Consider the following 24,588-nt stretch of genomic DNA (forward strand, 5'->3'; position numbering starts at 1 on the left):
CAGGCGGCCCGGTCCGGGAACGGACCGGGCCGTCGCCCGTCGTGCCGTCACTCCGTTCGGATATGGCAGCGGGCCAAATGATGAGATAATCATCCAAAAGCAAAAGTTTAGGACAACACGCAAGGGAGAAAAACTTGACTGATGTGATGCAGGAGGGCGCCATCGGCGCCGATACGGGGGCGCATACCGCGCTCGATCCCGTAACCCCGGCAGAGAAGACCTGGGGCTGGTTTGCGATCTTCAACATCTGGGCCAATGACGTCCAGTCGCTGTTTGGCTACTCGCTGGTGGCCTCGCTGTTCATCTCTTACGGGGTGAGCGGCTGGACCGCCTTTGCCGGGCTGATTGCCGCCGGGCTCTTTACCATGTGGATGGTCAACCTCTCCGGCGCCCCGGGCGAGAAATACGGCATCCCCTACCCCGTTCTTGCCCGCGCCAGCCTCGGCAGTCAGGGTGCCAAGCTGCCCGCGATCCTGCGGGCCACGGTTGCGGTGTTCTGGTATGGCGTGCAGGTCTATTTTGCCTCCACCGCGCTGGCGCTGTTGATCCGCTCCCTGACCGGGCTGCATGGCGGCACCGAATTCCTCGGCCTGACCGGCATCGACTGGCTGTCCTTCGTGCTGGTCTGGGCCTTTCACATCGTCATCTTCTGGCGGGGCATGGCCTGGGTCGAGACCTTCCTGAATATCGCCGGGCCCTTTGTCTATCTGGTGATGCTGGGGCTGGTGATCGTGCTCTGGCAGAAATCCGACGGCGAGCTGCTCTCCGCGACGCAGACGATCTTTGCCAACCCCGAGGGCACCTTCCTGACCGAATTCAACGGCTTTGTCGCCATTGTCGGCACCATGGTCGCCTATTTCGCCGCCGTGATGATCAACTTCAGCGACTTCTCGCGCTATTCGCGCAGCAAGAGCGCCATGGTCAAAGGCAACCTGATCGGCCTGCCCTTCAACATGATCCTGTTCTCGGCGCTGGCCCTTCTGACCACTGGCGGCGCTGCGGTGGTGTACGGCGAGGCGATCATCAACCCGACCGAGATCGTGGAGCGCACCGACAGCATCCTGCTGAGCGTGATCGCGGCGGTGACCTTCTTTGCGGCGACCGTCGGCATCACCCTGGTGGCCAACTTCATCCCCGCCGTGAACGGCATCGCAAACCTGTCGCCGACGCGGATCAGCTTCCGCGCCGGGGGTCTGATCACATCCTTCTTTGCGCTGATCATCGGTGGCCTCTGGACCAGCTTCATCAGCGAATTCGGCATCGGTGGCTTCGTCAACACGCTGGGGGCGACGCTTGCGCCGATCTTCGGCATCATGATCGTGGACTACTACTGGCACCGCAATCAGGAGCTGAACCGCAAGGATCTCTATGATCTCGAAGGCGGCCAGTACCATTACGGCAACGGCTGGAACGTCCCGGCGGTCAAAGCCTTTGGCATTGCGGCGGTGTTTTCCGTCGCCACCGTCTGGGTGCCGTTCCTTGGCTTCCTCAACGGCTATGCCTGGGTCATTGGCGCCGTGCTCGGCGGGTTTATCTACAACCTGCTGACCAAGGGCCGCACGCCGGTCGCCTAACCCCTGCCCCGGGTCGCCGCGCCTCCCGTGCGGCGACCCACGCCTCTCCTCCCTCTCAAAGTACCTCCCCATGCTGATCCTACCCCCACGCGAGATTGCCGACCTGATGACCCGCGCCGCCGCCTTTGACGCGGTGGAGAAGGTCTTTGCCGCCATGGCCTCCGGCGCGGCCTATAATTTCCCGGTGGTGCGCGAGGCGATCGGTCACGAAGACGCGCTGTATGGCTTCAAGGGCGGCTTTGACCGCGCCGGGCTCACGCTGGGCCTGAAGGCGGGCGGCTACTGGCCGAACAACCTGGAAAAACGCGGCTTGATCAACCACCAGTCCACCGTATTCCTGTTTGATCCCGACACCGGCAAACCCTCGGCCATGGTGGGCGGCAACCTGCTGACCGCTTTGCGCACCGCTGCGGCCTCTTCAGTCTCGATCAAACATCTCGCGCGCAAAGACGCCAAGGTCATCGGCATGATCGGTGCCGGGCATCAGGCCACCTTCCAGCTGCGCGCCGCGCTCGAACAGGGCAACTTTGAAAAGGTCATCGGCTGGAACTATCACCCCGAGATGCTGCCCAATATCGAAAAGGTCGCCACCGAGGCGGGCGTGCCGTTCCAGGCGGTCACACTGCCGGGTATGGTCGAGGCGGATGTCATCATCTCCATCACCTCGGCCTTTGCGCCGTCGCTGATGGCTGACCACGTGGCGCCGGGCACCCATATCGCCTGCATGGGCACGGACACCAAGGGCAAGCAAGAGGTCGAAGCGGCCCTGCTGGCCCGGGCCACCGTCTATACCGACGAGATCGCCCAGTCGATCAGCATCGGCGAGGCCCAGCACGCCATTGCCGAAGGGCTGATCACCGAAGCAGAGGTGTTCCAGATCGGCGCGGTCATCAATGGCGACAATCCGGGCCGCACCTCGGACGAGCAGATCACCCTGTTTGACGGCACCGGTGTCGGGCTTCAGGATCTCGCCGTTGCCGCCGCGGTGGTCGATCTTGCCCAGGCCCGCGGTGTCGCCATCGAGGTGGATTTCTGACCCCCGCGCCGCCCAAGCCAGCAGCGCGGCACCACAGCCCCGCCCCGTCAGCGGGCAGGGCTACACCGACTTGGACAGGATGCTGCGCACCCCAAGGCGGCGGCGCAGGACGCTCAGGATGTTCTCGCGCGCGTCGGAAATATGGATCCGGGTCAAGGCGACAGCGGTTTCCTCGTCCCCGCGGCAGATCGCCTCGACAATCTCCCGGTGTTCCTCGCGGGCAACCGCAAAACTGTCAAGATTGCTGACATCCAGCCAGACATAGGCCTGACAGCGATCCAACAGCCCGCCCAGCATATTTGCCAACAGTGTATTTCCCGCATGCTCCGCAATCACGCGATGCAGGTCGATCCCGATCTGCATCTCGCGCAGATCCTCCGCCATGCTGCGCTCGCTCAGCGCCGCGAGATCGTCGCATTCCGCGATCATCGCCCGCAGCGCCGCGCGCCCACCGTCGTCGATATGACGCGCCGCCAGACGCGCGGCTTCGACCTCCAGCAGGTCCCGGACATCAAAGGCCTCGTTCACCGGTTCAAAGTCGATCTCCATGATACAATACCCGTTTCGCGGGCGCGGCAGGATAAAACCGTCCCGCTCAAGCCGGCTCAGCGCTTCGCGCACCGGGGTGCGGCTGACCTCCAGCCGCTCCGCCAGATCCGCCTCCGTGACCCGCGACCCGGGCGACAGCTGCCCCGTCACGATCATCATCTTGATCGACTCATAGGTGGTCAATCTCAGGTTGCCTCGAAGGTGATTACTCAATTGGCACGCTCCCGGATCCCGGGTGCAACTTGTCACCCTGGCTTTACTTTGATGGTTGACAATGGTTATGTCCACTAGAAGAGTATACAAAAAAGAATGCAATTTTCAACGGAAGGAAAGCGCAAGCGAAACTGGGTCGCTGACAGAATGCCGCTGATGCTGGATTTCGGGGTCGCCCTTGCCCCCGCCCCGCAGCCGCGCCGCGCAAGGCCGACTGCTACGCCCCGCCATCCGGCCACGGGCAGGGGCTGATCTCAGGCCAAGCCTCATGGCGGATCTCACGGCAGATCTCATGGCGTCGAGGCAGGACCAACTCCGCGACCGCAGAGCAACCAGCGATGCCTCAAACGCGTGGCGAACGCCATGACCAACAACAATCACAACGGCCGAGATGATCGGCAAAACAATGAGTGAATAAAATGAACACAATCCCAAACAGGGCCGACGTGACAGTGCTGGCGTCTGCCGGAGGTCAGCCCGATGCGTGATCTGCAAGCACCGGGTCGCTCCCCCGCAAGATCCATGAGCGCGATGGCTGCCACCTCGCATCCGCTCTCCACCATGGCGGCGCTGGACATCCTGCGCGCCGGCGGCAACGCCATGGATGCCGCAATCTGCGCCTCGGCGGTTCAGGCCGTGGTGGAGCCCCAATCCACCGGGATTGGCGGCGATTGCTTTGCCCTCTACTGCCCCGCCGGCAGCGATGAGGTCATCGCCTTCAACGGCTCCGGCCGCGCGCCAAAGGCCGCCACGGTCGAGAGTTACCGTGCGCTTGGCCTTGAAAGCGTGCCCAAGCTTGGCGCCCACAGCGTGACCATCCCCGGTGCGATCGACGGCTGGTGCCAGCTGCTGCGCGACCACGGGCGGCTTGATCTGGCCACCGTGCTGGCACCGGCGATCCACTATGCCGAAAACGGCTATGTGGTGCATGATCGCGTGGCGTTTGACTGGAAAGACGTCGAGGCCGATCTGGCCGCCGATCCCCATTCCGCGCGGATCTTCCTGCCCGATGGCAAGGCCCCCTCGGCGGGCGACATCCACCGCCAGCCGGAACTGGCCGAGACCCTGCGCCGGATCGCAGAGCATGGCCGCGAAGGCTTCTACGAAGGCCCCGTCGCCGAAGACATGGTCAACCGCCTCCAGGAACTGGGCGGCGTGCATACGCTGGAAGATTTCGCCGCCACCAAGGGCGATTACGTCACCCCGATTTCAGCCGAGTATCAGGGCCTGCGCATCCATCAGGTGCCGCCGAACAACCAGGGCCTTACCGCGCTGGTGATGCTCAACCTGATGGCGCAGCACGACCTGAAAGCGCTGGACCCCACCGGGGTGGAAAAATTCCATCTGGAAATCGAAACGGGCCGGCTGGCCTTCCGCGAGCGCAACAACCGGATCTCTGATCCCGCCGCATCGGCCGGGGTGGTGGAGGAGATGCTCTCCGATGCCTTCACCCAGCAGCTGAGCGCCGAGATGGACCCGAGCCGCGCGATGGACCACCTGCGGGATGCGGAGCTGTCCATGTCCGACACGGTCTATATCTCGATCGTCGACGAGGACCGCAACGCGGTCAGCTTCATCAATTCGACCTATTATTCCTTTGGCAGCGCGGTGACCGCACCCAAGAGCGGCGTTGTGCTGCAAAACCGTGGTCACAGCTTCAAGCTGGACCCCGCGCACCCCAATGCGATCGCGCCGAACAAACGCCCCCTGCACACGATCATGCCGGGCATGGCAACCAAGGACGGTCGCGCGGTGATGCCCTTTGGGGTCATGGGCGGCGATTACCAGCCCTTCGGCCATGTGCATCTGCTGACCAATCTCCTCGATCACGGCATGGACGTTCAGGAGGCCATCGACTGCCCGCGCGTCTTTTTCGAGAACGGCGCGGTTGTCGCGGAAACCGGCGTGCCGGAGGCCAGCGTTCAGGGGCTCAAGGACAAGGGCCACAAGGTCATCGCCGCCGAAGCACCGCACGGCGGGGCGCAGGCGATATGGATCGACTGGGAGCAAGGCACGCTGACCGGCGGCTCCGATCCGCGCAAGGACGGCATGGCGCTCGGCTACTGAGCCGCGCGCAAATCACCGCAACACTCCAGTCGGGCCGCCCGTCGGCCCGACGGACCCGAAGACACCTCCCCCGACCACTCACCCCAGGCCACCTCGGTGGTCTGGGCTTTTTTCTGCGCCCTGCCCGCCCGACTGGCCCTGCCCCGCCTGACTGGCGGAGCGCAGCTGACAAGTTCGCTTTTTTTGGGGGGAGAAGGAGAAAACGGCGCGCTGACGGCGCCGGATTGGCAAAACGGCCACCTACAGGAGGCGGCCGTCTTGTCAGCGTGTCAGGGCTTACCTGATCAGCCCCGCGGCCACATCTGGCAGCTCGGGCGCCTCAGAGGTGTCGCGGTTCAGGTGACGGCTCAGCCGGCGCTCGATCCGCCGCGACAGCAGCAGGAAACCGTAAACCAGCACCAGATAGAGCACAGCCGCAACGCCAAACGCCTGATAGAAGGTGAAATCCCGCGATCCGATGGCCCGGGCGACGCCGGTGACATCCATGATCGTGATGATCGACACCAGCGATGTGGCCTGGATCTGATAGACCACCTCATTGCTGTAGGCGGGCCATGCGATGCGTATCGCGCGCGGCAGAACGATCAGCCGCAGCCGCAGAAGCCAGGACAGGCCCAGCGCCTTGCCCGCCTCGATCTCGCCCTTGGGGATCGCCGCGATCCCGCCGCGCAGGATCTCCGACGTATAGGCGCCGGTATTCAGCGCCAGGGACAGAACCGCGCAGAACCAGGGCTCGCGGAAAAAGCTCCAGAGGCCGATATCGCTTAGAAAGCCGCGGAACTGGCCGCTGCCATAATAGATCAGAAAGATCTGCGCCAGAAGCGGCGTGCCGCGAAAGAAGAACACATAGCCGGTCGCCAGGCTGAACAGCACCGTATTCTTGCTCAGCCGCGCCAGTGCAACCGGCAGCGCGATCATAAAGCCCAGCACGCAGCTGAACAGCGCCAGCTGAATGGTCAGAAACAGGCCATCAAGGAAGCGTGGCATGTTGTCGATGATGAAAGAGATCATCAGGATGCCCCCTCAAAAATACCGCGCTTCGCCCAGCGCTCTGCCCGCGCCTGCAAAAACATCGAAACCAGCGTGATGACCAGATAGAGCAGGCAGGCCATGAAGAAGAAGGTGAACGGCTGCCGTGTGGAGCGCGCCGCGATATCGGCGTTGCGCATCAGCTCCGGCAGCTGGATGATCGAAATCAGCGCCGTCGCCTTGATCAGCACCATCCAGATATTGCCGATCCCCGGCAGCGCATAGCGCATCATCTGCGGCAGGATGACCTTGCGAAAGGCGATCTTGGGCGGCAGGCCCAGCGACTGCGCCGCATCATGCTGGCCCAAAGGCACCGCAAGATAGGCCGCGCGATAGACCTCGCAGGCGAAGGCCGCGTAGATCAAGGTCAGGGTGCCGATCCCGGCCACAAACGGGTTGATCGGTATGGTCACATCATAGCCCATCGCGCCGATGCTATCCTGAAGCAGCGTCGGAATCCCATAGTAGATGAGCAGGAGCAGCACCAGCTCCGGCACCCCCCGCACCACGGTCGTATAGGCTTCGATCAGGTAGCGGACCCATTTGCTTGCAAAGATCTTTCCAAGCGCCGCGATGAGACCCAGCACCAATGTGCCCAGCATGGAGGCAATGGCAACGAAGAGGGTCATTTTCAAACCGTCAACAAGCAGCCAGCCGTAACCCTGTAGGTCAGGTATCATGTAGAACCTTTTGTATTGCTTATGTCATCAGACAGCGCGCGCGGCGCTGCCTGACATGCCGTGTCCACCCGCGTTTAGCCGCCGTAGACGTCGATGCCGAACCATTTGTTCGAAATTTCCTCATAAGTGCCATCCGCCCGCAGGGCCTTGATCGCATCCGAGAAGGCATCCGCGATCGCCTGATCGTCCTGACGCACGGCAACCCCTGCCCCGTAGCCGAACCATTCAGCGCCGGTATACTCCGGGCCGCGCAGCTCAAAGCCTTCGCCATCATCGGTTTTCAGGAAGCCGTCAACCAGCGCCACGGCATCGCCCAGCACCGCATCCACACGCCCGGACGCCAGGTCCAGATAGGCTTCGTCCATGGTCCCATAGAGGCGCACCTCCACGTCGGGCATCTTGTCAGTAATGAAGCGCTCAAAGGAGGTTGCGCGCTGCGTGCCGACCACCTTGCCGCTCAGACCTTCGGCGGAAATCTCGATATCGCTGTCATCGGCGACCATGAAACGGGCCGGCACCTGATAGTATTTATCGGAAAAGGCGATGACCTTGCGGCGCTCGTCGGTGATATAGAGCGAGGCGATGATCGCATCGTATTTCTTGCCCAACAGGCCGGGGATGATACCGTCCCAATCCTGCGTCACCCATTCGCATTCCACACCGATTTCGGCACACATGGCATTGCCCAGGTCGATCTCGAAGCCCTCAACGGTGCCGTCCGATTTGGTGGCGTTGAACGGCGGGTAAGCGCCTTCGGTCCCAAGCACGAGCTTTGCAGGAATGTCCTGCGCCCAAAGGCCAGTTGCGGTGACGGCCGCAAGCCCAGCCCCGAGCATCACCGACTTCAGATAATCAAACATTCTTTACCCCTGTTGGTTTTTTCATGTCAAAACGGTCACAGCTTGGCCGCCCGTCAGAGATACAAGAACAGTATACAAAAAAATATGCAAATACTATCTGGCCGCCGAGAATACTCTGGATTTCTCAAATATGCTCAATAAACAGGCAAATCCCGAGCGCGCCTGCCCGCCATACAGCAGCTTCGCGCGCAGCTAAAACCCCGCAGATATAGGGCATCAATACAAACCAGCGCATAAGTTCAACAGCTTATGCGCCCAGGGGAGCCCCCCCGACATATGTGCAGATATGGAGCGCAGAGGCCGCGGCCCAGGGGTGGCGCGCGAATACTTGAATTTTGAGAACAAATTCAATATCTTCGCCAGCCTCATGGATTACACCGCGCCGCAGACCCCTCCAGACAGTCGCACCCCCCCACCATCTGGCCGCATTTCCTCAGCTCGCACAGGCCGCAAAAATCCGGCCCGCCTGACGCTGGGTCAAACACCACCCGGCTTTGCCCCATTCGGAGATCGCAGGTTTCATGGAGGAGTTATCCGCGCGAAATGGCGTCGCTGCGCGGGCGCTGGCCTTCACTATTCTGACAGCGGCGCGTTCCGGCGAGACACGCGGCATGACTTGGGGCGAAGTCGATCTGGAAACGAAGCTCTGGATCATTCCGGCAGAGCGAATGAAAGCAGCGAAGGAACATCGTGTGCCACTCACCGACGCGACCTTGGCTCTGATCGGGCAACGCGCAGCAAGCACACCGGACGATGCGCTGATCTTTAGCAGCGAGGCGAAACCCGGCAAGCCTATCTCCGACATGAGCATGACCGCCGTACTGCGCCGTATGGAGCGCAACGACATCACAGTCCACGGCTTCCGCTCCACCTTCCGCGATTGGGCGGGCGAAACCACGGGCTTTCCCCGCGAAGTCATCGAAGCGGCGCTGGCGCACGGGATCAAGGACAAAGCCGAAGCGGCGTACGCCCGGTCTGATTTGTTCGACAAACGGCGGAAGCTGATGGACGCGTGGGCGACGGTTGCGAACGCACGCGATTTTGCTCCGAATGTTGTCAGCCTGAGCTAAGAGCGCGCAAAAGGCAAGGCACGACATGGTTGCGCGTCGAGCTGGCCCGTCTAGAATGACCAAAAATCAAAAACCTGCCCGAATCCGAGGCAGGCCTAGCGGGACGACACATGCCGACATTGAACTGGATAGGGAAAGACGCCGTCGAACATCACCATGCGGAGGTGCCGTATCGGCTGGTGCATTGCGATGGCGATCTGTCAGCAGGCGACCCGGACGCGGGCAACCTTCTTGTGCAGGGCGACAATTTGGAGGCGCTGAAAGCCCTGTTGCCCTATTACGGCGGGCAGGTGAAATGCATCTACATCGACCCGCCTTACAACACCGGGAATGAGGGCTGGGTCTATAACGATAATGTCGCCTCACCCGAGATCAAGGCTTGGCTTGGCAAGGTGGTGGGCAAGGAAGCAGAAGACTTGTCCCGCCATGATAAATGGCTGTGCATGATGTATCCGCGCTTGCGGTTGCTTCGCGAATTCTTGCGTGAAGACGGAATTATGCTTATCAGCATCGGCCCCGCCGCGCTTCCTTATCTTCAAATCCTGATCCGGGAACTTTTTGGAACGCAAAATCAGTTTTGTGAGCTAATTTGGGAGAAGGGTAGAAAGAACGACGCCAAGAAATTCTCCGTTGGACACGACTATATAGTCTGTGTTGCAAAACGCCTTGACGTGATCAAGGAGCAAAAATGGCGAGCGCAAAAAGAAGGCGTTTCAGAGATCGCTACTGAATACCACCGTCTTCTTGATGAGCACGATGGGGATTTTGAAGCAGCGAGCCGAGGCTTGGGGGCGTTTTACCGAAGCCTTCCCAAAGACCATCCTTCGAAGAAGTATTCCCGGGCACGAAATGCAGACAAGTGGGGCGTGTGGAGGGACAACAATATTTCGTGGCATGGTGGAGGCGGACCGAAATACGACATTATTCACCCACGCACTGGGCTGCCCTGCAAAGTTCCAGATGCGGGGTAGAGATTTGTCGAAGACACGATGAAACAAAAGATAAAAGATAACTATGTTGTGTTCCGTGATGACCATACAGAGCCGCCCATCTACAAGTCATACATTTATCGCGTGGACGGAGACGGTGACGATGGCCAAAAGGAAGTTTTGCCATCTGTTTTTTATCGACACACGCAGCCAGCAAACGATTTGCAGCGAAGTATATTTGGTGACTTGGTCTTTGAGAATCCCAAAGACCATGAAGTTTTGGCTCGCCTGATCAGTTATGTAACTCTTGGTCAAAAGGATTGCCTGATCATGGACTCTTTTGGAGGGTCTGGCACAACTGGCCACGCCGTTCTTGACCTCAACAAGCGAGACAAGGGTAACCGAAAGTTCATTCTAATAGAAATGCAGACGCATATTGCTGAGACCGTGACAGCCAAGCGTCTGAAATCGCTAGTAGATGGATACGATAGTAAAGTTGAGCCTTATGAAACGGTTCCACCGTTGGGCGGTGGCTTCCGCTATTGTCGCCTTGGCGTGCCGCTCTTCAACGAGTTTGGCGATATCGACAACGCCGTGAACTTCACCGATCTGGCCGCGCATATCTTCTTTGCCGAAACTGGCGTGCCGATCCCGTCCAAGGCCGATGGCAACAGCCCTTACCTTGGCAAGCATGGCGAAAAGGCGGTCTACCTGCTTTTCGCCCCCGGCCAAGAGGGCACCCCGCGCGAGGCCATGGGCAATGTGCTGACCCCCGACGCGCTGGCGAACCTGCCCGCGCCGCCCGAGGGGTTCGAAGGCAGCCGCGTTGTCTATGCCGAAGGCTGTACCGTCGCGCCTGACCGGCTGAAATCCGAGGGCGTGGTGTTCAAACAGATCCCCTATCAGGTCGAGGGCGTGTGACATGGCCGCGACCAATTTCGAGCTGAAAGAATATCAAAAGATCTCGCTTGGACGGCTGACCTCTTACCTGCGGGACACCGCCGAACAGGGCGCGGATCTGGCGTTTTACAAAGCGACCAAGTTCCCGTTCCGCAATGCGCCCGCCGTGGCACAAGGTACACCCTATGTCTGCCTGCGCGTGCCCACGGGCGGCGGCAAGACCTTGCTGGCCGCGCATTCCATCGGCATTGCCGCGCGCGAGTTGCTGACCGTGGCCAACCCCATGGTTCTGTGGCTGGTGCCGTCCACCGCTATCCTTGATCAGACGATTGCGGCCTTGAAGACCGAGGGCCACCCGTACCGCGCGGCCCTTGCTCGCGACTTCAACCGCAATTTCACGGTGATGACCAAGACCGAGGCCTTGGCCATGTCGCGTGCCGATGCGACCGGCGGGGCGGTGGTGATCGTGACCACCATTCAATCTTTCCGGCGCGAGGATGACAGCGGCAAGGAAAACCCCGAGGGCTTGAAGGTCTATGAAGACGCGGGCGCGTTGATGGACCACTTCGCCAGCCTGACCGAAGAGCAAAAAGCGCCGCTTGATCTGGTAGAAGGCACAAGCCGCCCCGTGGCGTCGCTGGGCAACCTGTTGCGGTTGCACCGACCCATGGTGATCGTGGACGAGGCGCATAACAGCCGCAGTGATTTGTCCTTCCGCACGCTGGCACGGTTCAGCCCGTCGCTGATCTTGGAGCTGACCGCCACACCGCAGACCGAGCACAAGCCAGAGCGCGGCAAGCACGCGTCCAACATCCTCTATGCCGTTTCCGCCGCCGAGCTGAAAGCGGAAGAGATGATCAAGATGCCGATCCGCCTGACCACGGACGGGGAATGGGCCAAGACCGTGGGCGCGGCGCTGGATTGCCAACGGATGCTGGAAGAAGCCGCCAAGGCCGAAGAGGCCGAGACCGGCGAATACATCCGCCCGATCATCCTGATTCAGGCGCAAAGCGCGTCAAAGACGGACCCGACGCGGCTGACATGGGAGACCATCGAAAAGCATTTGATGGAGGACCAGCGCATCCCGAAGGAACAGATCGCTGTTCACACGGGGCTGCGCAAGGACCTTGATGCGATTGACGATATCCGCGACCCGAAATGCCCGGTGCGCTATATCATCACCGTTTCCAAGCTGAAAGAAGGCTGGGATTGCCCCTTTGCCTATGTGCTGTGTTCGGTGGCCGATCAGGTTTCGCCCGTGGCAGTGGAGCAAATCCTGGGCCGTATCCTGCGCATGCCGCAGGCCAAGCGCAAACGGCGCGACGCGCTAAACCAGTCCTATGCCTATATCGTGTCGCGCAGCTTCGACACGACGGCGCAACAGCTCAAGACCGGCCTTGTGGAAGGTGCCGGGTTCAATCGGTTGGAAGCCGACGACATCGTCGCGCCGCAGCAGAATTTGGGGTTCTCGGACGAGGCCGACAAATTTCAGCACGAGTCTGATCCCTTGCCGGAGGATACTGCGCAACCCGAGACGATCATCGCGGCCATTGCCAAACTGCCGCCTTCGGTGAAGACGCGGGTTTCGTTTGACGCCGATACCCGGACACTGTCCTACACCGGGCCAATGACCCGCGAGAGCCGTAACATGCTGCACCTCGGTCTGGCCTCGGTCCCGCAGGTGGGCAAGGCCATCGACCGGCTTTATGCGAAGACCAACAACTTCCAGACCAGCGCCGCCGACGACGAGGACAAGCCGCCGTTCATTGTTCCGATGTTGGGGTTCCGCAAACAGGGCGAGCTTCAACTGTTTTCACAGGAGCATTTTCTGGACCTGCCGTGGCGGCTGGACGCGTGCGATGTGAGCGACATCAAGAACCGATTCCGCCCGTCTGATACGAGCCGAACCGGTACGATAAATGTCAGTGATAAAGGCAAGGTCGAAATCAACTTCATCAACCAGCTACAAGGCCAGCTCGCAGGCGTCATTCGGGAGCCGACTTGGACCTTGCCGCGCCTCGCCAACTGGCTGGATAGCGGCATCGTTCATCCCGATATCACCAAGCCAAGCGCGGTAATATTCATATCCAAGGCCATAGAAGAATTGATGGCCTCTGGGATTGAGCTGGATGTGCTGGCCCGCAACAAGTATGACCTTCGCAAAGCGCTTGCGCAGTTTATCAAGGACCTGCGCGGGGAGCGTGAAACAAGCCAATACAGCGCCCTTTTTGCTGCCAACGCCGAGGACTTTCAGACCAGCGCTGACCTGTCCATCATCTTCGATGAGCAGAGCCACGCGCCGAACCGGCCCTATTCCGGCGCAACCAAATTCAACAAGCATTACTTCTCGCTGATTGGCGCATTTGACAGCGACGAAGAACGGGACTGTGCGCTGCACATAGACCGGCACGACAAGGTTCGATACTGGGTCCGCAATATTGACCGGAAGCGCTCGTCCTTCTGGCTGCAATTGCCCCATGGGAAATTCTATCCCGACTTCATTGCAATGCTGACCGATGGCCGCATTCTTGTTGTGGAATACAAGGGGGAGCATCTCTACGAAGGGGAGGCTGTTAAACGGCAGATTGGAGCCGTTTGGCAGGACGCCAGCAATGGGCACTGTCTGTTTTGTATGCCTACAGCCCGAGACTTTGCGCTTATTGACCGAACCATAGGATGAACTGTCGCGCAGGATAATACCTTGCGGTGAACGCCCGCGAACCCCATATTTGGGCTAGATCAATTTGTCTGTCTCAAAATATGGCATCATTCAGTGCTTTCATTCGCAAATCTCCCCCGGTGCGTCTTCGGGATTTTCTGGTTACGCGTGGCATATATGCCGAAGGCGATTTTGATTGGAGTGGTGACGGGCGCGGCGCTGCGTTTGTGAGGTCGATTGAATCGCTATTAACGGGCCTGCCTGACGCGCAACAAGATGCTGTGAAAGCTGAATTGGCCTTTGGCGAGACAAGCCTTGAGCGGCACACGCGTCAAAAGGTTCTTGAGGTCGGTGTGGTGTGTGACCCCAAAGAGCGGATCGTCGAGATTTGCGCCAAAGGTGGCCACAAAATCCGCGACAAATATCTGCAAGCCTTTTCCAAACATTTCGCGCCGCATTCTACGCCGCCCGTCCAAGTGCCTCGCCGCAATGTTCGTCTTGAGGTGCTGCGCAGCGCGCCGGAATTGACGACCGTCCCGGCGGAAGGAATTGAACGTGTCGAGGTATCGTCGCTGTCGTTCCGGTCCACGGATGGGGCCTTCCTGATGGCCGAAAAGCGCGGCGAGGATGAAACGCTGTACCAGTTTCTGCAAAGGCGGTTTGGAGTTGCGTCACCGTTGCAGGCCAGCGGCTGGCAGATTGTTGCTGCAACCTTGCGCATTTTCAAAGCGCCTCACGACGGCAAAAAGGGCCATGTTCTGACAGTGACCCTGCGAACGCCCAACACAACGAGCGTACCGAACAAGACTGAGGCGGAGCGGGCATTTGTTTTTGACCTGTTGGAACGCTGGGAGTTGTTGGACCCGCCACCGACCAAGGACGAGTTGTTTGAGGTAGTCGAGTGAGCGAAACGTCGCGGCTTTGCACGATTATCGCCCAGGGCGGCAAGGTATCCGCAGGTTTTGATGGCGACGACGATGACTTCGCGGCACTGGCCCGTCATAGGTGTCTGCGCGAGGCGGGCGTTTTGGCTTCGGTTGTGTGCGATGAATGCAACGTGCCACATTCCGCACAGGTTGTCTATCAGGCTGATGGGTATGGATATTCGCGCCAAAAACCGGCCTCGACATGGCCTTGCAACGCTAACACCAGAATCGACGTTAAGGTGGTGGCCAGACTTCCCCTTGTTTTTCCACTTCACCGCAATGCCGCCTGGCACCACTTTTTTATAGCAACAAACCCTAACAGGAGGCCAAGATGAGCAAGCGCCCGAATGAAAAGAATGAACGCATCAAACGCCACTATATCGCCTACCGGAAACACGCGCGCCAATTGTCGGACAAGACGCTGGATCGCGAACTGTCCGCGCTTGAGCGGTTCGACGTCTGGAACGGACGCAAAGATTTTGTGCGGTTTCATATAGAATGGGCGATGGGGTTTCGGGCGCATCTTGAACAAGCGAAAGGGGCCAGCGGCAAACCTCTTGGTAAATCCACCACGCGAGCGATCATGGCCACAATGCGCGAATTCACACTATGGCTGTCTCAGCAGGACGGGTTCCGCAGCAAGATCAGGACATCGGACGCCGATTACTTCAAGCTGTCGCGCCGGGACGAAGCCGAAGCCCGCGCGGGCACTGAGCGACCAGCGCCCAGCCTCAATCAGGCGAGACGAGCGCTAGAGTTGATGCCCGCCACCACGCCGCGCCAGTTGCGCGACAGGGCGGTTTTTGCGCTCCTGAGCCTGACCGGGATTCGCGTGGCGGCGCTGATCTCTCTGCGGATCAAGCACATCGACCTTGCGGAAAAATCCGTCACCCAAAACCCACGCGAAGTTGCGACCAAATTCGGCAAGCGCATCGACACGTTCTTTGAGCAAGGCTTTCCTGACGCCGAGCAGGCACTGGCGCAATGGTTGACGCATCTTGATGACGCCGAGTTCTTTGGCCCCGACGACCCCGCCTTCCCGGCAACGGCACTAAAGGCCACCGCTACCGATGGTTTTCAGGCCGAAGGGTTCAAGCGCGAAGCTTGGAAAACGACCGAACCCGTCCGCAAGATCGTAAACGAAGCCTTCGCCCGCGCACACCTGCCCGCCTTTGGTCCGCACGCCTTCCGTCACATGATCGCGCGACACAAGGCGAAATCCTGCAAATCGGTCGCCGAACTGGTCGCCACATCGCAGAACCTTGGACACACCGATGTTTTGACCACCCTGCGCAGCTACGGCCAAATCAGTCGCGAACGCCAGCGTGCATTGATCACAGGCGAGTCATTGGACGGGGATGTCTTGGACGATTGAGGGCAATAATACAAACGCAAGGTGTGTGAATGAATGTGGGAACAGGACCGTGCCCATTCCGATTTTCGCAATGAAATCAATATAATAACATGTGTAGGTGGCGGAGACGATGGAAGTCTACAAATTAATATAAGTCATTTATTTTTAACTATTATTTATATTTGAGATTTCAGCATACCACATTTTGAACCACACCATAACAAGAACGGAAAGCCACCGGCACTTAGGATCGGAGCGCACTCTTTGAGCGCGAAGCTTCAGGCATCCTTGATACAAGACTGGAAACTTCCTAATTTTAGGGAGTTATACAGCTACGAACTAGGCGCCGTTGAACAAGAAATTGAGTCAAGGGGAGTGAGCTTATGGTGAAGGTGTAGCTTGCCCTAAGATAGGAGGCTCAAATGAAGCCGGAACAAGAGCAGCTTTGGGCTGAGATGCACATGAAGCATCTTGAGATGCTGCAAAGTGTAATAACCAGAATGGCAGGTAACAGCGCCAGCCTAAAGAACTATTGCATGACGATCTCAGCTGCGATCATCGGCCTCGCTGCCGCCATCAGTCGCCCAGAAATTTTATACTACACCACGCCACTAATTCTCATCTTCGGTATACTCGATGGACACTATCTAAGACTGGAGCGTGCCTTCAGGGATCAATACAATTCAGTAAGGCGCTCTGGCACCGCTGAACGTCCCGATTTTACAATTTCGCCATCATGGACAGCAGGACACGGCATCTTCTCGGGCCTTTTTAGTTGGTCGGTTTGGCTTTTCTATATGTCGCTGATCGCGGTTTTTGTGGTGATCGCATTGCTGATGTCTGGATAGCAAGCGATGCCATGTAGATCTAGAAATCGCAAATTTAGTACAAATAGTGAACAAATGCCTTGCATCGTCGTGTAAGTCGGCCCATCGTGCCATTATGTGAACGAAAATTTTTGGAAGTTAAGCATGCCAAAACGTAAACATGTCTTCATTAGTCATCACCACGGCGATGACGCGCATGTCGACAAATTCGCCGGCATGATGAAGCGCAATGGGCATGATGTGAGGAATTCATCCGTGCGGATGAAACCTGCCAACCAGAGACGTGTAGAGCGCGGCAAGGTTAAAGACGAAACGATTAAGCGTTTGCTGCGGATGAAAATGCGTTGGGCTTCTACAGTGGTAGTTCTCGTCGGGGAAAAAACGCACACGAGGAAGTGGGTGAACTGGGAGATTGAGCAAGCTCACAAGTTGGGTAAAAGAATCGTCGGAGTCTATTTGAGAGGCGGTTCTGCGGTCAATGTACCCCAGGCTCTTAATGACTACGGCCATGCGTTGGTGAAATGGAACCCAAGCAGCATCGAGGGCGCCGTTGAAGGTAGGATAAATCGATTTGAAACGCCGGGAGGCGAACTCCGCCAGCCCGTCCATTCAGGCGCAAATTCACAGTGTTGATTTAGGAAAGATTAGTGGCTTCGAGCGTATACATGTATGTCGTTGACCGTGACTTTGGCTTTGCGCCGAATCCATTTCATGGCGTATGTACGCTGGCTTGCTGCAAATACGGCATTCGCTCCACTGCCAAAGTGGGTGATTGGGTTTTTGGCATGGGAGGGGGACGTTTAAAAGCCACTGGGCGGTGCGTATTTGGCATGCGCATCACGAAGACAATGACCTTTGATGAATATTGGGCCGATCCAGACTTTCTCGTTAAACAGCCACTAAGAAACGGTAGCCGAGCGATGATGGTTGGGGATAATATCTACTCTAGACCAAACGCAGAGGCACCATGGCATCAGGCAGACTCTCATCATAGCTATCCTGACGGTTCGCCGAACCCCTCGAATATCGAGACGGATACACGCGCAAATAAGGTTCTGCTCTCTGAGCACTTCATATATTTTGGAAGTGCGGCAGAGGAGGTTCCTGAGGGTGTATTGACTGAAGTGGGCTACACCAACGCTCGCGGATACAGAAGATACAAGCTGAGCGATGCTGAGGCTATGATTAAATGGTTTTGCGGGGTGTCTTTCGGGAGGTTAAATACTGTTGTCGCAGATCCTTTTGACTTCAGAGAAAGTAGCGCGCGCTATTCGGCCGGAAGCAACAAGATTCTGTCGGAGTGATATAGAAGTCCATATTAAATTAGCTGGAGTTGTTTGTCTGCCGCACCCTGCGGATTCATTTTGGCGCTGTTCAGCTTGTAAGCTTCCTCAACCTCTCTAATAAACTGGTTCTGTCCCCCGTAACTAGGATGCCTGAATGCAGTTGCATCTATTCCGAGTGAACCTAGGCACCTTTTTGCATCCCCACCAATCGCAAAGATTTTCTGCGGAGATAGAATATCTAATAGTTCTTGAAGTACCCAGCCAGTCACGCGCCGCTCTTTGGCTGTGTGGCATCTGTTTGTCATCGGCTTTCCCGCCTCATGCGGATGAAAAGGAAAAGCGTTCCAAAAGAATATCGGCTCACTGACACGATGCACCATCTGCCAAATGACGGAGGCTGTTCGCTCCTTTACAATAGGCCCAAAAGTGCTGCGTTCAACTTCTACACCGCCGAGGCTCGCAGAAAAGCTTTGAAGATGCGCCTCATCCGTCAGTGCCAACCCGGTGCGCCGTCCACCGCGATATCCTAGGTCTCGAGCAATCCAAAGAGTGCGCACGTTTAATTCTACCGCAGCGCGAAGAGAGGCTTCGAGGTTTTTCTTCCGTATCAGCGGCCCATCCGGCAGATCACACGAGAGGCACCTGTCACAATAGGGATTAAACACGTCTTGAAGCTCTAAATCCGATACTCGAGAAACGAAGCGGTGTACCCTATCTGCCATATCAATTTAGTCCTCAGAGATGCTTTGATTCTTCAGCTAACCGGTGCTCACAAAAGGAGAAACGCTCCGGCCTATTCTGACGTTTCGATGGCGGTGTTCGATGCCGCCGCTTCCTTCTCACCAGTTGCGAGGTCAAGCAACGGCTGTCGAAAAATGACCATAGCAATAGTGAGCAAAACGCCTAGAGCTATAACGATGCGCCATAGCAAGACTTTTAAATCGCCTTGGGCCTGCTCAACTTTCGTCAAGCGTTCGCTGTAGGATTTTTCGACCTCTGCAACCTTTTTAGAAACTTGGTACGCAGTGAGTGCGGGACCGGCTATGTTATTTATTATATCGCTGGGAATTTTGTCTAGCTTGCTGGATATATTCCCCTTGTCATCCGCGAGATTCGACACACCTGCGTCGAGGTCAGCAATCCAAAGAGAAAAAATTTCATCACCTTCTCGCAAAGAGATGTGTCTAGGGCCCGCATTAAAAACAGCGAAGATCAAGTTTCCGGCATGGCCTGGATTAACTTGAAATCCGGAGACATTTACCAGACCTCGGAACTTCGTGCTCGCTCGGATGGAGATAAATCCGATTGCTGATCTGGATATATATACTTTTTCTTTAGTCAAAATGAACGCAAATTGTCCAGGCTCAATGACAAAGGCTTGTTCTGTATCCAGCCTGTTAACGGTTGATGATCCGTCGCCATTGATAAAATACTCGCGACCGACCGAAAGCCGATACCCTGCAGCTTCGACTTTCCCTTCATCCCAAGGAGAAACTGGCGCCAATTCCTCTAGGCCCTGAGCGAGCCAGCGATCTCTTCCCCAAAAAGCCATGATGTTACCTAACGAAAAACTGACGTTGCCTCAGTTCGCTTCGGCGAGACTGAAGGCACTTTCCAACATCTAAGTGCTGCGCGCTCGCAAAATCAAGAAGGGCATCGAATATATCTTGGTTCCCATCTCTCGCGATTTCCAAGAATGGCTCCAAGTGGTCGATTTTCTCTCCTGCATCATTAAAACGCCCAGAGGCATCCGCAATTCTTAAGAACAGAGAATTATTGGAACGCTTTGGGCGATATTCAAGAGATTGATGCAATGTATTGGCGGCACTCAGGGAAACCAGAAGGGCATCAACAAAAGTTCTATTGACTGTTTTTTCTTCGGCATCTCCGCGTGCAAGGCGTCCGGAATACTTCGCAAAATGCATCGCGTAGTGTTTAAGGCGGTCATTTTTGTGAAGTGAAAGGATGTCGAAATGGTTCCGCATATCGTGATCGTACTGATCGCGCTGCCATTCCAAGATTTCGCTTTGGCTATACATCATGTTTACCTTCACAACAGGCGCGTTTGTTTCGGATAACCTTCTTTGCGTAGAAATTCTCTTATCAGATGCGCCACAAATGTGCTTTTTTTGTGAGAATTCTCTTGACAAAAGTCCTCGAAGTCACCGGCTAGTTTTTCGTCAAGCAAAACGGAAAGGCGTTTAGTTTCGGTCATCTCATCACCTTGGTCACTTAACAGATCGTTAGCACAAGTGCGCACAAGTGCGCAACCGTTGAGAATGCATCAGAGTTCAGTGGTGCCTTCGCCTTTCGGGTGCAAAGTTGCTTCAGATCTGTGTAAAATGCCCTCTAGGGCCTCAACAATTGAAGCTTCAATCTCAGTCAGTCTCAACCCGTGGCCATACGCGAGTTTCCACACCAACTGCTCGATGCGAGGGTCTTTCGGTCCGAAAATTCCCCAGTCGATTAATGCGTGCTGATCGGGATGATTGGGTGTCGCCGGTTCCTCGGCGTGGCTGTCAATGGTACAGTCCGGTTTGGGTCCACGTGTCATGATAGTGACCTCTTGGCGGAGTTCCCACTCCAGAACGACAATGCGAACCTGGCCTAAAGCTAGCGTAACGACCTGGCCCGCCTCCTTCCCACGCTGGCAGATTCCTATCAAAACAGAAAGGAACTTTCATGAGTTTCGGAAACGAACTGATCCAGAGCGCCAATGAGGCGCTGGAAATCGCACGGGGCGATGTGGAACCTGCCTCTGACTATGTGCCCGAGACCGTTGACGTGGCCGCGATACGCAAGCAGCAAGGACTTACCCGGTCCGCTTTTGCTGAACGGTATGGGCTGGCAGAAAGCGCCATCAGGGATTGGGAACAACACCGGCGCAGCCCGGATCGGGCTGCGGTGTTGCTCCTGAAGGTGATCGAGCGCCACCCGGATATAGTGGCGCAAGCTGTTCGTGCATGACCAAGAGGTTCCGATCACGTGTCCTGCCATACGTCGAAAGACGCAACCGCGCGCGCCTCGGGGCCTTACTCGTAAATGACCTTCTCCCTGCGCCCGTCCTTCCAGCACGGTAGTTTCTCACCGGTGTTCCACTCATAGAGCCACCCGACGACCTCGCGCGTCCTGGCATCGAGGATGCGTTTGATTGCCTTCGCTTCCAGTCTTTCCTGTCTCGGCATGATTTTCTCTCCGTTTTCATTGATCCACGGAGCGCCCCGTCCCCACGCCTTCGTCATCATCAAAGGGAGGGTAAGCGCCCGCTTACCCCTGCCGAGCGGCGAGCGTGAGAGGATGGGGGTGAAGCGAAATCGACAGGGGTGGTGCGGTCCGCAGGCGAAGCCGAGGACACGGCCCTGTCTATTTCGCTTCAGGGGGAAGGAAGCCGAAACTCCTTCCCCCTTCAAAAGGATAGCTGTGGCGCGGCTGGCCGCGCCCCTTCTGTCTTTAGGGGAGGATGGGGGCTGTCTGCCCCCGCGCCCTACGGCGCTCCCCCGAGGATATTTAGGGGAAGATGAAATCGGACCACGGCAAAGCATGGTCTCCTAAGCCGCAGCCTGATCGTGAGCCGTCGCCCCATCACCGCTTCTTCTTCGCGTCTTCACTCAGGCGTTCCGCGCGGTCCATCATGCGTTGCATCTTGGCCCCTGTGCCGGTCGAATGGCGAGGATCTATTGCGGAGTTTGAGGAACGGGTTGCGTCTGCTCCGGCATTCAACCTCCGGCTCGTATCGCTCGTTGCGTTCGAGGATGCTCGGTTCGATTGCTGCGGACGGGATTGCGGCATCATTCTCCTCATGCTGCCGCCGACGGCCGCCGCGGCCCAGCCCGCCTGCAAGTTGCCCGAGATCATCGGCACGATGAAGGGGATTGCGATGACCATCGCAAGCGAGAGGATGACCACCGCCAGAAACGGGATGGTCCCTCCGACTTGTTCGACAGAATCCGCCGATCCGATCTGGCTGACCAACAGCCCCACCAGGCCGAAGACCATCGAGAAAATGCCAGCCATCACGACCGGGTAAAGGGCAAAGCTCGCCAGCGAGGACAGCCAGCGATGGAAATAGTCCTTCGTCACCGGGAACATCGAGCAGAGGATCATGATGGGGGCGATGCCGATCAGGAATGTCATCATCATCTTTGCGAGGACGAGAACGGCACCCGCCGCGCCGCCGACCACAGCCAGAAGAGCCATGAAAAACACACCCATCACAGCCTTGCTAACCGCCCCCATATGCGATGTGGCCGAGTTGCCGTATTCGGCCAGCCTGTCGAGCTGAAGGTCGAAGCGCGTAGCGAAATACTCTGGCCCCGCACCGTCGTCCCCGGTGGCGGAGCCGATCAGGCTTCCCGCGAGTTCATCGAGGCCGTCGATGATGTGCCCGCTGACGAAGTTGAAGTTCGCCCAGTTGAACGCGAATGTGTTGATCAGGCCGATTTTGAGCGACAAGACCAACAGCTCCATCCCATCCATCGGACGGATTTGCCAAGCCATGTTGATGAACAAGACAATCATCGCGAGGGTCGCGGCTCCGACGACCACCGTGCCGGAAACCTCCGCGACCGCCGCAAACTGAGAGGTCGCCACGGTTTCGAGCCCTTGGTCGGCCGCCTCCACGATAAAGGAAACGATACCCATCACTCCGCCTCCAGGCATTGGATGCGCAACCGATCCCGAAGATCGGAAATGACCGGGAAATACTCTTGCACAGACCATGCGATGTGCAGGCTGTCCGTGCCGGTCGGGGCGGCAAAGCCCAGCTCCTCGAACTCGCCCTCGATGATGGACCAGTCGGGCCACAGAGTCTCGCAATCGCAAGAACCGGCCTGAAGCGCCATCTGATGCCGCTTCAGGCTATAGAGGTCGTCCGCCGCCACCGAGCGCCATGCATCTCGAAACGACCGGAAGGTCAGATGTTCCGGTCGCGGCCGGATCGCGCAACCGTAGCGGTCGGTCTCTGCGGGTTGGATAGAATTTCTCAACTCGACCTGGTCCGCCATCGCCGGAGCGGTAGTCAAAGCCAGAAATAGGATAGCTCGATAAATCATACGGTTACTCCCGTCGCTTGTTCAGTGTTCAGTGTTCAGTGTCGCGTGTTCGGTGTTGCGTGTTGACTGTCCGGTGTTGAGTGGCCACGGTCGCGTGTCGCGTGTCGCGTGTCGCGTGTCGCGTGTTCAGTGTCCGGTGCTGCCTGTCCTCTGTTCAGTGTCGCGTGTTGCTTGTTCAGTGTTGCGTGTCCGGCGGAGAGCCGGATTTCCGATCAATGGCGCAGGCCATGCACGTCCTCCCCGATCTCGTCGGTCACCGCGCCCCGAGGCGCTTCTGCGCCTCCAGCGCGAGCGACAGGCTGTCCTTCAGCTTCGACGGGGCCTGCGTGGTGTCGGGGCCATCCTGCATCCAGCCGTTCAAGGCTTCGACCAATGAGAGCTGCGACCTGAGCAACGCGATCATGGAGCCGCGCAACCCATCCAGTTCCGTCCGCCTGTCCCGCGCGGAGGCGGTCAATTCCTGCGCGGATGCCTTCGAGGCTTCCGTCAACTGCTCGACGTAGCCCAGCAATTCGCGTTCGAGCGGCGTCAGACCATCCATCGCTCACTCCTTCGGAATCATCAGGCAGTCCACCGGCTCCCCCGCGAGCGAACAGCGGGCCAACGTCGCCCCGCCGCTGCGCGGGATCAGATAGGTCGCCTCCGGCCGCTCGATCACCCGGAGCCCCATCGTGTTCAGGTTGGGCATCAGCCAGGTCATCACCGTCCAGGTCGAAACCCCGGCGCTGATCATCAGGCAGCAGGCCACCAGCATCGGCCACATCAGGGCCTTCCATTCCGGCCGTGCTGCGTTCGCGCTCTGCCGCATGAGGTGCTTCCTCACGCGTAGCAGGTAGCCTTCCGTATCGGTCTTGATTGTAGCCAGCGCGTTTTCGGCAGTGGTCTTCAAATCGGTCCTGAAGCTCTGCAACTGTGCGTCGATCAAGGCGGCGTTCTCTGCCCTGATCCGCTCCATGTCCGCGTTCAGCTTCTCGCTCAGCCGTTGCTTCGGCTCTCCAGTCTTCATGGAAAATCTCTCCTCTCAGGCGAAACCGTTCTTCGGTCTCGGGGTCTTTGACGGTCAGGTAATTCGTGCCCGCGCGGGGCACCTCGAAGCCCGCATCGGTCAAGGCCGCGACCATTCCGGTGCGATCCTCGATCAACCCCATGGAAATCTGGTCGGCGATCCAGGCATGGAGCCCGTCGCGTCCGGCGGCGCGGTCCGGGGTTTCCGACACCGGCTTGACCTCGGCCGCGCGCTCCACGTCCATGGGATCGGCCCAGCCGTGGGTCTTGTTCATCAGGTCGCGCAGGCTGTCGAAGGCGCGCTCATAGCCGGGCGGGGCGATGTTGAGGCTGCGCCCGCTGTGCAGCTCCATGCGTGGCGTGCAGAAATGCAGCTCGACGCGATCCTCGTGGGTGTGGCGCACCCAGAGGCAGGCGTAGCGGTCGGCATCGAGCCCGGCGAAGGCGATCTCCTCGAAACGGTCGATCACCTCCTGCTGCTGGTCTTCGGAGGGGGCGTCCTCACGGGCGAAGCTGACGACGCCGGCGCGATAGGTCCATTTGTGCGGGCACGCGTCAATCAGGTCGATCATG

Annotated in this window: 26 protein-coding genes and 1 pseudogene; 13 read left to right on the forward strand and 14 right to left on the reverse strand. The window is 58.1% G+C overall.

All coding sequences use genetic code 11. The features are described from left to right. Positions 1–146 precede the first annotated feature (146 nt). Both HCZ87_RS11745 and bhcD read left to right on the forward strand, forming a co-directional pair. The gene (locus HCZ87_RS11745) at positions 147–1,574 is read left to right on the forward strand and encodes an NCS1 family nucleobase:cation symporter-1 (RefSeq protein ID WP_167643967.1); all 1,428 of its coding nucleotides are present in this window, start codon (positions 147–149) and stop codon (positions 1,572–1,574) included. Between the two features lie 70 nt (positions 1,575–1,644). Next, positions 1,645–2,610 carry an iminosuccinate reductase BhcD gene (bhcD, locus tag HCZ87_RS11750; RefSeq protein ID WP_167643946.1) on the forward strand — a complete coding sequence of 322 codons (966 nt, stop codon included), beginning with the start codon at positions 1,645–1,647 and terminating at the stop codon, positions 2,608–2,610. A 60-nt stretch (positions 2,611–2,670) separates the two neighbouring features. Here the strand turns inward: bhcD and HCZ87_RS11755 are convergent, their stop codons facing one another. Beyond that, positions 2,671–3,342, reverse strand: coding sequence for a GntR family transcriptional regulator (locus tag HCZ87_RS11755; RefSeq protein ID WP_217701959.1), 672 nt, complete (start codon positions 3,340–3,342; stop codon positions 2,671–2,673). 510 nt (positions 3,343–3,852) lie between these two features. Here HCZ87_RS11755 and ggt point away from each other — a divergent pair. Further along, on the forward strand, positions 3,853–5,439 hold the full coding sequence (gene ggt, locus HCZ87_RS11760; protein WP_167643947.1) for a gamma-glutamyltransferase: 1,587 nt from the start codon (positions 3,853–3,855) through the stop codon (positions 5,437–5,439). A gap of 276 nt (positions 5,440–5,715) precedes the next feature. Here the strand turns inward: ggt and HCZ87_RS11765 are convergent, their stop codons facing one another. From HCZ87_RS11765 to HCZ87_RS11775, 3 genes are all read right to left on the reverse strand, one after another. Then, positions 5,716–6,450, reverse strand: a complete 735-nt coding sequence (locus HCZ87_RS11765; protein WP_167643948.1) for an ABC transporter permease — start codon at positions 6,448–6,450, stop codon at positions 5,716–5,718. Continuing rightward, positions 6,450–7,148 carry an ABC transporter permease gene (locus HCZ87_RS11770; protein WP_175582244.1) on the reverse strand — a complete coding sequence of 233 codons (699 nt, stop codon included), beginning with the start codon at positions 7,146–7,148 and terminating at the stop codon, positions 6,450–6,452. Before HCZ87_RS11770 ends, HCZ87_RS11765 begins: the two co-directional genes overlap by 1 nt. 74 nt (positions 7,149–7,222) lie before the next feature. Continuing rightward, a complete protein-coding gene (locus HCZ87_RS11775) occupies positions 7,223–8,008 on the reverse strand; it encodes a lysine/arginine/ornithine ABC transporter substrate-binding protein (protein ID WP_217701960.1) in 786 nt (261 codons plus the stop codon). 521 nt (positions 8,009–8,529) lie between these two features. Here HCZ87_RS11775 and HCZ87_RS11780 point away from each other — a divergent pair. From HCZ87_RS11780 to HCZ87_RS11820, 9 genes are all read left to right on the forward strand, one after another. Further along, a complete protein-coding gene (locus tag HCZ87_RS11780; protein ID WP_167643949.1) occupies positions 8,530–9,078 on the forward strand; it encodes a site-specific integrase in 549 nt (182 codons plus the stop codon). Between the two features lie 110 nt (positions 9,079–9,188). Further along, positions 9,189–10,049, forward strand: coding sequence for a DNA methyltransferase (locus HCZ87_RS11785; RefSeq protein WP_167643950.1), 861 nt, complete (start codon positions 9,189–9,191; stop codon positions 10,047–10,049). Between the two features lie 18 nt (positions 10,050–10,067). Next, positions 10,068–10,928, forward strand: a complete 861-nt coding sequence (locus tag HCZ87_RS11790; RefSeq protein ID WP_167643951.1) for a DNA methyltransferase — start codon at positions 10,068–10,070, stop codon at positions 10,926–10,928. Position 10,929: 1 nt separating this feature from the next. After that, positions 10,930–13,587, forward strand: a complete 2,658-nt coding sequence (locus HCZ87_RS11795) for a DEAD/DEAH box helicase (protein WP_167643952.1) — start codon at positions 10,930–10,932, stop codon at positions 13,585–13,587. 80 nt (positions 13,588–13,667) lie between these two features. Further along, complete coding sequence (locus tag HCZ87_RS11800; protein ID WP_167643953.1) at positions 13,668–14,471, forward strand: hypothetical protein; 804 nt, start codon at positions 13,668–13,670, stop codon at positions 14,469–14,471. Between the two features lie 352 nt (positions 14,472–14,823). After that, complete coding sequence (locus HCZ87_RS11805; protein ID WP_167643954.1) at positions 14,824–15,867, forward strand: tyrosine-type recombinase/integrase; 1,044 nt, start codon at positions 14,824–14,826, stop codon at positions 15,865–15,867. 401 nt (positions 15,868–16,268) lie between these two features. Beyond that, entirely contained in the window at positions 16,269–16,694 is a 426-nt protein-coding gene (locus HCZ87_RS11810) for a hypothetical protein (protein ID WP_167643955.1), read from the forward strand. Positions 16,695–16,817: 123 nt separating this feature from the next. After that, a complete protein-coding gene (locus tag HCZ87_RS11815; protein WP_167643956.1) occupies positions 16,818–17,306 on the forward strand; it encodes a TIR domain-containing protein in 489 nt (162 codons plus the stop codon). A 32-nt stretch (positions 17,307–17,338) separates the two neighbouring features. Next, entirely contained in the window at positions 17,339–17,977 is a 639-nt protein-coding gene (locus HCZ87_RS11820; protein ID WP_167643957.1) for a hypothetical protein, read from the forward strand. A gap of 14 nt (positions 17,978–17,991) precedes the next feature. Here HCZ87_RS11820 and HCZ87_RS11825 read toward each other — a convergent pair whose 3' ends face one another. The 5 genes from HCZ87_RS11825 to HCZ87_RS11845 form a co-directional block, all read right to left on the reverse strand. Next, complete coding sequence (locus tag HCZ87_RS11825; protein WP_167643958.1) at positions 17,992–18,681, reverse strand: uracil-DNA glycosylase; 690 nt, start codon at positions 18,679–18,681, stop codon at positions 17,992–17,994. 71 nt (positions 18,682–18,752) lie between these two features. Continuing rightward, positions 18,753–19,511 carry a hypothetical protein gene (locus HCZ87_RS11830; RefSeq protein ID WP_167643959.1) on the reverse strand — a complete coding sequence of 253 codons (759 nt, stop codon included), beginning with the start codon at positions 19,509–19,511 and terminating at the stop codon, positions 18,753–18,755. Positions 19,512–19,515: 4 nt separating this feature from the next. Next, the gene (locus HCZ87_RS11835) at positions 19,516–20,001 is read right to left on the reverse strand and encodes a hypothetical protein (protein WP_167643960.1); all 486 of its coding nucleotides are present in this window, start codon (positions 19,999–20,001) and stop codon (positions 19,516–19,518) included. An 8-nt stretch (positions 20,002–20,009) separates the two neighbouring features. Then, entirely contained in the window at positions 20,010–20,174 is a 165-nt protein-coding gene (locus tag HCZ87_RS11840; RefSeq protein ID WP_167643961.1) for a CopG family transcriptional regulator, read from the reverse strand. 69 nt (positions 20,175–20,243) lie between these two features. Continuing rightward, positions 20,244–20,513 (reverse strand): hypothetical protein, encoded by a 270-nt coding sequence (locus HCZ87_RS11845; RefSeq protein WP_167643962.1) that lies wholly within the window; start codon positions 20,511–20,513, stop codon positions 20,244–20,246. Between the two features lie 128 nt (positions 20,514–20,641). On the opposite strand from HCZ87_RS11845, the gene HCZ87_RS11850 reads away from it, so the two are divergent. After that, on the forward strand, positions 20,642–20,926 hold the full coding sequence (locus HCZ87_RS11850) for a DNA-binding transcriptional regulator (RefSeq protein ID WP_167643963.1): 285 nt from the start codon (positions 20,642–20,644) through the stop codon (positions 20,924–20,926). A 615-nt stretch (positions 20,927–21,541) separates the two neighbouring features. Here the strand turns inward: HCZ87_RS11850 and HCZ87_RS11855 are convergent. The 5 genes and pseudogenes from HCZ87_RS11855 to HCZ87_RS21035 all read right to left on the reverse strand — a co-directional run. After that, a complete protein-coding gene (locus HCZ87_RS11855) occupies positions 21,542–22,600 on the reverse strand; it encodes a type IV secretion system protein (protein WP_167643964.1) in 1,059 nt (352 codons plus the stop codon). After that, on the reverse strand, positions 22,600–22,944 hold the full coding sequence (locus tag HCZ87_RS11860; protein WP_254868619.1) for a hypothetical protein: 345 nt from the start codon (positions 22,942–22,944) through the stop codon (positions 22,600–22,602). Before HCZ87_RS11860 ends, HCZ87_RS11855 begins: the two co-directional genes overlap by 1 nt. A gap of 319 nt (positions 22,945–23,263) precedes the next feature. Then, a complete protein-coding gene (locus HCZ87_RS21025; RefSeq protein ID WP_254868620.1) occupies positions 23,264–23,551 on the reverse strand; it encodes a hypothetical protein in 288 nt (95 codons plus the stop codon). A gap of 3 nt (positions 23,552–23,554) precedes the next feature. After that, positions 23,555–24,016: a hypothetical protein gene (locus HCZ87_RS21030; protein WP_254868621.1), complete on the reverse strand. Its 462-nt coding sequence runs from the start codon at positions 24,014–24,016 to the stop codon at positions 23,555–23,557. A gap of 40 nt (positions 24,017–24,056) precedes the next feature. Continuing rightward, positions 24,057–24,587, reverse strand: a pseudogene (locus tag HCZ87_RS21035) (relaxase/mobilization nuclease domain-containing protein); the annotation flags it as partial. Between the last annotated feature and the right edge of the window lies 1 nt (position 24,588).

Source organism: Phaeobacter sp. HF9A (assembly GCF_011806385.1).
In the GTDB taxonomy this organism is placed as follows: Bacteria; Pseudomonadota; Alphaproteobacteria; order Rhodobacterales; family Rhodobacteraceae; genus Epibacterium.

Coding starts and splice junctions, on each gene's coding strand:
- HCZ87_RS11845 (WP_167643962.1), bottom strand. CDS start 20,513: ATGACACGTGGACCCAAACCGGACTGTACCATTGACAGCCACGCCGAG.
- HCZ87_RS21030 (WP_254868621.1), bottom strand. CDS start 24,016: ATGAAGACTGGAGAGCCGAAGCAACGGCTGAGCGAGAAGCTGAACGCG.
- HCZ87_RS11805 (WP_167643954.1), top strand. CDS start 14,824: ATGAGCAAGCGCCCGAATGAAAAGAATGAACGCATCAAACGCCACTAT.
- HCZ87_RS11830 (WP_167643959.1), bottom strand. CDS start 19,511: ATGGCTTTTTGGGGAAGAGATCGCTGGCTCGCTCAGGGCCTAGAGGAA.
- HCZ87_RS11780 (WP_167643949.1), top strand. CDS start 8,530: ATGGAGGAGTTATCCGCGCGAAATGGCGTCGCTGCGCGGGCGCTGGCC.
- HCZ87_RS11775 (WP_217701960.1), bottom strand. CDS start 8,008: ATGTTTGATTATCTGAAGTCGGTGATGCTCGGGGCTGGGCTTGCGGCC.
- HCZ87_RS11745 (WP_167643967.1), top strand. CDS start 147: ATGCAGGAGGGCGCCATCGGCGCCGATACGGGGGCGCATACCGCGCTC.
- HCZ87_RS21025 (WP_254868620.1), bottom strand. CDS start 23,551: ATGGATGGTCTGACGCCGCTCGAACGCGAATTGCTGGGCTACGTCGAG.
- HCZ87_RS11765 (WP_167643948.1), bottom strand. CDS start 6,450: ATGATCTCTTTCATCATCGACAACATGCCACGCTTCCTTGATGGCCTG.
- HCZ87_RS11810 (WP_167643955.1), top strand. CDS start 16,269: ATGAAGCCGGAACAAGAGCAGCTTTGGGCTGAGATGCACATGAAGCAT.
- HCZ87_RS11840 (WP_167643961.1), bottom strand. CDS start 20,174: ATGACCGAAACTAAACGCCTTTCCGTTTTGCTTGACGAAAAACTAGCC.
- HCZ87_RS11855 (WP_167643964.1), bottom strand. CDS start 22,600: ATGGGTATCGTTTCCTTTATCGTGGAGGCGGCCGACCAAGGGCTCGAA.
- HCZ87_RS11770 (WP_175582244.1), bottom strand. CDS start 7,148: ATGATACCTGACCTACAGGGTTACGGCTGGCTGCTTGTTGACGGTTTG.
- HCZ87_RS11850 (WP_167643963.1), top strand. CDS start 20,642: ATGAGTTTCGGAAACGAACTGATCCAGAGCGCCAATGAGGCGCTGGAA.
- HCZ87_RS11835 (WP_167643960.1), bottom strand. CDS start 20,001: ATGATGTATAGCCAAAGCGAAATCTTGGAATGGCAGCGCGATCAGTAC.
- HCZ87_RS11795 (WP_167643952.1), top strand. CDS start 10,930: ATGGCCGCGACCAATTTCGAGCTGAAAGAATATCAAAAGATCTCGCTT.
- bhcD (WP_167643946.1), top strand. CDS start 1,645: ATGCTGATCCTACCCCCACGCGAGATTGCCGACCTGATGACCCGCGCC.
- HCZ87_RS11815 (WP_167643956.1), top strand. CDS start 16,818: ATGCCAAAACGTAAACATGTCTTCATTAGTCATCACCACGGCGATGAC.
- HCZ87_RS11825 (WP_167643958.1), bottom strand. CDS start 18,681: ATGGCAGATAGGGTACACCGCTTCGTTTCTCGAGTATCGGATTTAGAG.
- HCZ87_RS11790 (WP_167643951.1), top strand. CDS start 10,068: ATGAAACAAAAGATAAAAGATAACTATGTTGTGTTCCGTGATGACCAT.
- HCZ87_RS11800 (WP_167643953.1), top strand. CDS start 13,668: ATGGCATCATTCAGTGCTTTCATTCGCAAATCTCCCCCGGTGCGTCTT.
- HCZ87_RS11820 (WP_167643957.1), top strand. CDS start 17,339: ATGTATGTCGTTGACCGTGACTTTGGCTTTGCGCCGAATCCATTTCAT.
- ggt (WP_167643947.1), top strand. CDS start 3,853: ATGCGTGATCTGCAAGCACCGGGTCGCTCCCCCGCAAGATCCATGAGC.
- HCZ87_RS11785 (WP_167643950.1), top strand. CDS start 9,189: ATGCCGACATTGAACTGGATAGGGAAAGACGCCGTCGAACATCACCAT.